The organism is Micromonospora humi (assembly GCF_900090105.1).
Classification (GTDB): domain Bacteria; phylum Actinomycetota; class Actinomycetes; order Mycobacteriales; family Micromonosporaceae; genus Micromonospora; species Micromonospora humi.
Genome location: NZ_FMDM01000015.1, coordinates 179,329 through 185,685, shown reverse-complemented (window position 1 = coordinate 185,685; position 6,357 = coordinate 179,329). Strand labels below are relative to the sequence as shown.

The window sequence follows — 6,357 nt, the reverse complement described above, 5'->3', positions numbered from 1 at the left end:
CGAACTACGACCGGATGAAGCAGAAGGTCAACGACGAGCTCAAGCAGCACTTCCGGCCCGAGTTCCTCAACCGTATCGATGACACGATCGTGTTCCACCAGCTGCGGGAGAACGAGATCCTGCAGATCGTGGACATCATGATCCAGCGGATCGAGGGTCAGCTGCGCAACAAGGACATGGGTCTGGAGTTGACCGACAACGCCAAGAAGTACCTGGCGAAGAAGGGCTTCGACCCGGTGCTCGGCGCCCGTCCGCTGCGTCGCACGATCCAGCGTGACATCGAGGACAACCTGTCCGAGCGGATCCTGTTCAACGAACTGACCCCCGGCCAGATCGTCGTCGTCGACTGCGAAGGCGACCCCGAGAACATCGACAAGTCCAAGCTCGTCTTCCGGGGCACGGACCAGCCGGCTGCCGTGCCGGACGCGGTCCCGGCGGACCTCGGCGCCGCCGCCACCGGCGCGGACGACACCGCCGCGTAAGTTCGGGCGAGACTGGTTCCAGGGCGACGGCCCCGGTAGGCGAGAGCCACCGGGGCCGTCGCCTTTCCGCGCCCGGGAGCGCCGTCAGGGAAGGGGGACGGGTGGGCCGTCCCCGGCCAGCCGGAAGGACTCCGGGCCCACCGGCTCCACCAGTCCGTCGGTGACCAGGCCGGCCAGCGCCCGAGCCCGCTGCACGTCGTCGTGCCAGACCTGGTCCAGTCGCTGGTGCGGCACCGGTCCGGCGGTCTCCCGGAGCACGGCCAGGAGCAGGCCGCGTACCTGCCGGTCGGTGCCCGCGTAGCGCTGCGGGCGGCGGCTGGGGCCTTCCGGCGCGGCCTGACCGGAGGCCCGCCACGCGCAAGTGGCCTCGACCGGGCACACCGCGCAGCGAGGTGCCCGTGCGGTGCAGACGACCGCGCCGAGTTCCATGAACGCCGCGCTGGCCAGGGCCGCCGCGGCCGGTTCGACCGGCAGCAACTCCTCGGTGGCGACCAGGTCGGCGGGGCGGGTGGTCGGTCCGGCGTCCGGTTCCCCGGCGACGGCGCGGCACACCACCCGGCGAACGTTCGTGTCGACCACCGGATGCCGCTGCCCGTACGCGAACGCGGCCACCGCCCGGGCCGTGTACGTGCCGACCCCGGGCAACGCCAGCAACTGTTCCAGCCGGTCGGGCACCACGCCGCCGTGCCGCTCCACGATCGCCACCGCGCACTCGCGCAGGCGTACCGCCCGGCGGGGGTAGCCGAGCCGTCCCCACATCCGGATCGCCTCGGCCGGGGTGTCCTCGGCCAGTGCGCGCGGCTCCGGCCAGCGGGCCAGCCATGCCTCCCAGGCGGGTACCACCCGGACCACGGGCGTCTGCTGGAGCATGACCTCGCTGACCAGGATCGCCCAGGCGCCGATGCCGGGCTTGCGCCACGGCAGGTCGCGGGCGTTGCGCTCGTACCACCGGCTGACCTGGGTGGCGAATGTGGGTTCAGTCATGGCGGTGCCGATGATGTCACGGTCGGTTTTCCCGCAGGGTGGGCGGGCCGGGTAGGCCCGGTGAGGTGGATCTTCGGCGGCGGGGCAGAATGTCCGAATGAACGAGCTCGCGATCACCGTCATCGGCCGGGACCGACCGGGCATCGTCGCCGACGTCGCGGAGGTCCTCGCCGGGCTCGGCGCGAACCTCACCGACTCGACGATGACCCGGCTGCGGGGGCACTTCGCCATGACCCTGATCTGCGTGGGGCCGGCCGCCGCCGACGTCGAGGCCGCATTCGCCCCGCTCGCCGCCGACGGGCACCTGCTGGCCACCGTACGCGCGGTCACCCCGGACGGCGCCAGCGAGCCGGCCGGCGAGCCGTACGTGCTGGCGGTGCACGGCGCCGACCGGATGGGCATCGTGGCGGCGATGACCCGGGTGCTGGCCGACGCCGGTGGCAACGTCACCGACCTGAGTACCCGGCTGACTGGCTCGCTCTACGTGGTGGTCGCCGAGGTGGAGTTGCCGCCGGGCAGCTCGGACGAGGTGGCCGGCCGGCTCACCCGCGTCGCGGCGGAACTGGGCGTCGGCGTCAGCCTCCGCCCGGCGGACACGGACCTGCTGTGACCGGCCCGGAGTACGCCGGCCTGGGTGGCTGGACGCCGGCGAAGCTCGGTGTCCCGGGCGAGGTGCGTGCGGTGGTGGCCGCGCCGGAGCCGGTGCTGAGCCGGCCCGGTCCGGAGGTCGACCCGACCTCGGCCGAGGTGGTGCGGCTGGCCGCCGACCTGGTGGCCACCATGCGGGTCTCGCCGGGCTGTGTGGGTCTGGCGGCCCCGCAGATCGGGGTGAGCGCGCAGGTGTTCGCGGTGGACGTGACCGGGCACCCGAAGGCGGTCACCGTGCACGGCACGTTCGTGCTCTGCAATGCCCGGGTGGTGGAGGCGAGCCGGTGGAAGGCCGGCCGGGAGGGCTGCATGTCGGTGCCGGACCTGACCGGTGACGTGAAGCGGGCCAGCCGCCTGGTGGTGGAGGGCGTGCTGCCGGGGAGCGGCGAGCCGGTCCGGCTGGTTACCGACGGTTTCGAGGCGCGCGCGCTCCAGCACGAGATCGACCATTGCGCGGGTCTGCTCTTCCTCGACCAGGTTGCCGGCGCGCACGCCGTCTACCAGCGCAAGGTCTATCTCTGACGGCGACCGTGGGCATCCACTGTGGACTTTCGGGTGGGTGTTGCACGCGGTTACCGGCGCGTCGGACCGGCGCGCCGAGCGCCACGCGGCTACGGTAGGCGCATCATGCGTCTGACGGTCGGCCCCCTGTCCCCCGCTGTCTACTGGCGGCGTCGTGCCGTCGTGCTCGGCGCGGGGCTGCTCTTCCTGATTGTCCTGCTCTATTCCTGCACCGGCACGAACAAGAACACCGGCGCACCGGGCGGCGACCCGTCGCCGGGTGGCTCCGCCGGGGCCGCCCCGGGCCCGTCCGGTTCGGTGCTGGCCCCGCAGTCGACCGCTCCGTCGCCCTCGCCGGGCGCCTCCGGTGACACCGGCGGCGGGACCGACTCCGGCGGTGGCACGAGCACCGGCGGTGGCACGGGCACCGACGGCGGCACGAGCACGGGCGGCGGGTCGGGCACGGGTGACGGCGGCGCGTCCGGTGAACCGGTCTCCGCCGACGGCGCCTGCACCGACTCGGAGATCCGGGTGACGCCGGTGGCGGTGCCGGCCAACGCCCAGCGGGGCACCGTGGTCACGCTGCACCTCAAGATCAAGAACGTCTCGAACCGGACGTGCAGCCGTGACGTCGGCGCCGACCTCCAGGAGCTCTACGTCAAGGCCGGCGCGGAGAAGGTCTGGTCCTCCGACACCTGCGGCACCGGCAAGGGCTCGGACGTGCAGTCGTTCACGCCGAACTTCGAGCGCGCCTACGAACTGGGCTGGAACGGGCGGGACACCAGCCGCTGCGCCGACGGGCTGGCCGCCGGGCCGTACGCCCCGATCGGCACGTACCAGGTCTTCGCCCGGGTCGGCACCAAGATCAGCGAGCCGGTGAAGCTGACCGTCACCGGCTGAGGCGGATCAGACGTACCGCTCCAGGATGGACGCCTCGGCGAGCCGCGACAGGCCCTCGCGGACCCCACGGGCACGGGCGTCGCCCACTCCCTCGACCGCCTGGAGATCCTCGACGGTCGCGCCGAGCAGCCGCTGCAGGCTGCCGAAGTGCACCACCAGCCGGTCGACCACGGCCGCCGGCAGCCGGGGCACCTTGGCCAGCAGGCGGAACCCGCGCGGGCTGACCGCCGCGTCGAGCGCGTCGGAGGCGGACGGGTAGCCGATGGCCTTGGCCACCGCCACCAGGTCGATCAGCTCGGTGGCGCTGAGCAGGTCCAGCTCGACCAGCCCCTCGTCGAGCGTGCGCGACTTGCGGCCCACCGGCAGGTAGTCGCGGATGACCAGGGTGCGGTCGGCGTCCACGCCGGCCATCAGCTCGTCGAGCTGAAGGGCCAGCAGGCGGCCGTCGGTGCCCAGCTCCACCACGTAGCCGGCGATCTCGTCGGCGATCCGCCGGACCATCTCCAGCCGCTGCACCACCGCCACCGCGTCGCGGACGGTGACCAGGTCTTCGATCTCCAGCGCGGAGAGCGTGCCGGAGACCTCGTCCAGCCGGAGCTTGTAGCGCTCCAGCGTCGCCAGGGCCTGGTTGGCGCGGGACAGGATGGCCGCCGAGTCGTCCAGCACGTGCCGCTGGCCGTTGACGTAGAGGCTGATGATCCGCATCGACTGGCTCACCGAGATGACCGGGTAGCCGGTCTGCCGGGCCACCCGCTCGGCGGTGCGGTGCCGGGTGCCGGACTCCTCGGTGGGGATGGACGGGTCGGGCATCAGGTGCGCGCCGGCCTGGACGATCCGGGTGCCGTCGCTGGAGAGCACCACCGCGCCGTCCATCTTGCACAGCTCGCGGACCCGGGTGGCGGAGAACTCCACGTCCATCGGGAAGCCGCCGGTGCAGATCTGCTCGACCACCTTGTCGTAGCCGAGCACGATCAGCGCGCCGGTGCGACCGCGCAGGATCCGCTCCAGGCCGTCGCGGAGCGCGGTGCCGGGCGCCATGAGGGCGAGGTTGGCGCGCAGCGGGTCGGCGCCGGCGCCGCCGACGCTCCCGGCCACGCTCACGCTGATGGCGCGGGTGGGGTTGCCGCTCACGGCACCGGTGCGGGCGTGCGGCGTCGCCGTTGCGGGCTTGGTGGCATCGCGGTCGATCGGCACGGGCACAGTCTACGGACTGCGGTGCGGTGGGTGCTCTCGTGGTTACTGTGATGTGTCACGATGCCGGGCTCGTCCGGCCCTCGGTGGACCGCGTGGCCTGTCCGGAATCGTCCGGCCGCAGCCGCCGCGCGCGTGCACTCACGGTCACTCGGCGGATGCGCGGGCGGCAGCCTGGAGCGCGGCACGCACATCCGTGACCTCGATCACGCGCATGTTCTCCGGGGCTACGCCGCTGCTGCCGGGGCCGCAACCGGGTGGGACCAGGGCGAGCCGGAAGCCCAACCGGGCGGCCTCGGCCAGCCGGCGGGGCACCGCGCCGACCCGCCGCACCTCGCCGGTGAGCCCGACCTCGCCGATGGCGACCAGGTGCGGGTTGAGCGCCAGGTTGAGCCCGCCGGAGGCCACCGCGAGCGCCACCGCGAGGTCGGCCGCCGGCTCGACCACCCGGATGCCGCCGACGGTGGCGGCGAAGACCTCCCGGTCGTGCAGCGTCAGCCGCTCGGTGCGGCGCTGGAGCACCGCGAGGACCATGGCCAGCCGGGCGCTGTCGAGGCCGGAGACGGTGCGCCGGGGCGAGCCGGCGACCGTCGCGCCGATCAGCGCCTGCACCTCGGTGACCAGCGCCCGCCGGCCCTCCATGGCCACTGTCACGCAGGTGCCCGGCACCGGCTCGGAGTAGCGGGTCAGGAACAGGCCGGACGGGTCGGCCAGGCTGCTGATGCCACCCTCGTGCATCTCGAAGCACCCCACCTCGTCGGCCGCGCCGAACCGGTTCTTCACGCCGCGCACCATGCGCAGCGAGGAGTGCTTGTCGCCCTCGAAGTGCAACACCACGTCGACCAGGTGCTCCAGCACCCGGGGGCCGGCCACCTGACCGTCCTTGGTGACGTGCCCGACCAGCACGGTGGCGACGCCACGCTCCTTGGCGACCGCGACGAGCGCGGCGGTGACCGCGCGCACCTGGGTCACGCCGCCCGGCACGCCCTCGGTGCCGGTGGTCGAGATGGTCTGCACCGAGTCGAGCACCAGCAGGCCCGGCTTGACCGCGTCGAGGTGACCGAGCACCGCAGCCAGGTCGCTCTCGGCGGCCAGGTAGAGCTGGTCGTGCAGGGTGCCCATCCGCTCCGCGCGCAGCCGGACCTGGCTGACCGACTCCTCACCGCTGACCACCAGCGACGGGCTGCCCGCACCGGCGGCCCACTGCTGGGCCACGTCGAGCAGCAGGGTCGACTTGCCGACGCCAGGCTCGCCGGCGAGCAGCACCACCGCGCCGGGGACCAGGCCGCCGCCGAGCACCCGGTCGAGCTCGCTCACCCCGGTCGGCCGGGCCCGGGCCGGCGCGGCGCTGATGGTGGCGATCGGACGGGCCGGCTCGGCCGGCATCCGGGAGCTGACCACCCGGCCGGAGACCAGCGGGCCGGTGACCGTCGACTCGACCACCGAGCCCCACTCGCCGCACTCGGGGCACCGGCCCATCCACTTGGGCGGCTGGTGACCGCAGGCGTCGCACTCGTAGGCCGGGCGGGGTTCGCGGGCGGCGGCGCGGCCACGGCCGGCACCGGCGCGGGAGGAGGTCGATCGGGGCGTGGTCACCACCGGACGCTAACCGGGCGGTGCGACGAAAGCCCACCGGAGAAACGACGACACC

The 6,357-nt window shown here is 73.6% G+C and carries 6 protein-coding genes and 1 pseudogene; 4 read left to right on the top strand and 3 right to left on the bottom strand.

All coding sequences use genetic code 11. The features are described 5' to 3' along the window. Positions 1 to 482: pseudogene (locus GA0070213_RS25625) on the top strand (AAA family ATPase); the annotation flags it as partial. 84 nt (positions 483 to 566) lie between these two features. On the opposite strand, the gene GA0070213_RS25620 reads toward GA0070213_RS25625, so the two are convergent. Then, positions 567 to 1,466 carry an HhH-GPD family protein gene (locus GA0070213_RS25620; RefSeq protein WP_091070058.1) on the bottom strand — a complete coding sequence of 300 codons (900 nt, stop codon included), beginning with the start codon at positions 1,464 to 1,466 and terminating at the stop codon, positions 567 to 569. Between the two features lie 97 nt (positions 1,467 to 1,563). On the opposite strand from GA0070213_RS25620, the gene GA0070213_RS25615 reads away from it, so the two are divergent. From GA0070213_RS25615 to GA0070213_RS25605, 3 genes are all read left to right on the top strand, one after another. Then, positions 1,564 to 2,076, top strand: a complete 513-nt coding sequence (locus GA0070213_RS25615; protein WP_091070056.1) for a glycine cleavage system transcriptional repressor — start codon at positions 1,564 to 1,566, stop codon at positions 2,074 to 2,076. Further along, a complete protein-coding gene (locus GA0070213_RS25610) occupies positions 2,073 to 2,636 on the top strand; it encodes a peptide deformylase (RefSeq protein ID WP_091070053.1) in 564 nt (187 codons plus the stop codon). Before GA0070213_RS25615 ends, GA0070213_RS25610 begins: the two co-directional genes overlap by 4 nt. A gap of 105 nt (positions 2,637 to 2,741) precedes the next feature. After that, positions 2,742 to 3,515: a hypothetical protein gene (locus GA0070213_RS25605; protein WP_091070050.1), complete on the top strand. Its 774-nt coding sequence runs from the start codon at positions 2,742 to 2,744 to the stop codon at positions 3,513 to 3,515. A 6-nt stretch (positions 3,516 to 3,521) separates the two neighbouring features. On the opposite strand, the gene disA is transcribed toward GA0070213_RS25605, so the two are convergent. Both disA and radA read right to left on the bottom strand, forming a co-directional pair. Then, positions 3,522 to 4,709, bottom strand: a complete 1,188-nt coding sequence (gene disA / locus GA0070213_RS25600) for a DNA integrity scanning diadenylate cyclase DisA (protein ID WP_091070100.1) — start codon at positions 4,707 to 4,709, stop codon at positions 3,522 to 3,524. Between the two features lie 144 nt (positions 4,710 to 4,853). Then, positions 4,854 to 6,302, bottom strand: a complete 1,449-nt coding sequence (radA, locus tag GA0070213_RS25595; protein ID WP_091070097.1) for a DNA repair protein RadA — start codon at positions 6,300 to 6,302, stop codon at positions 4,854 to 4,856. Positions 6,303 to 6,357: the final 55 nt, after the last annotated feature.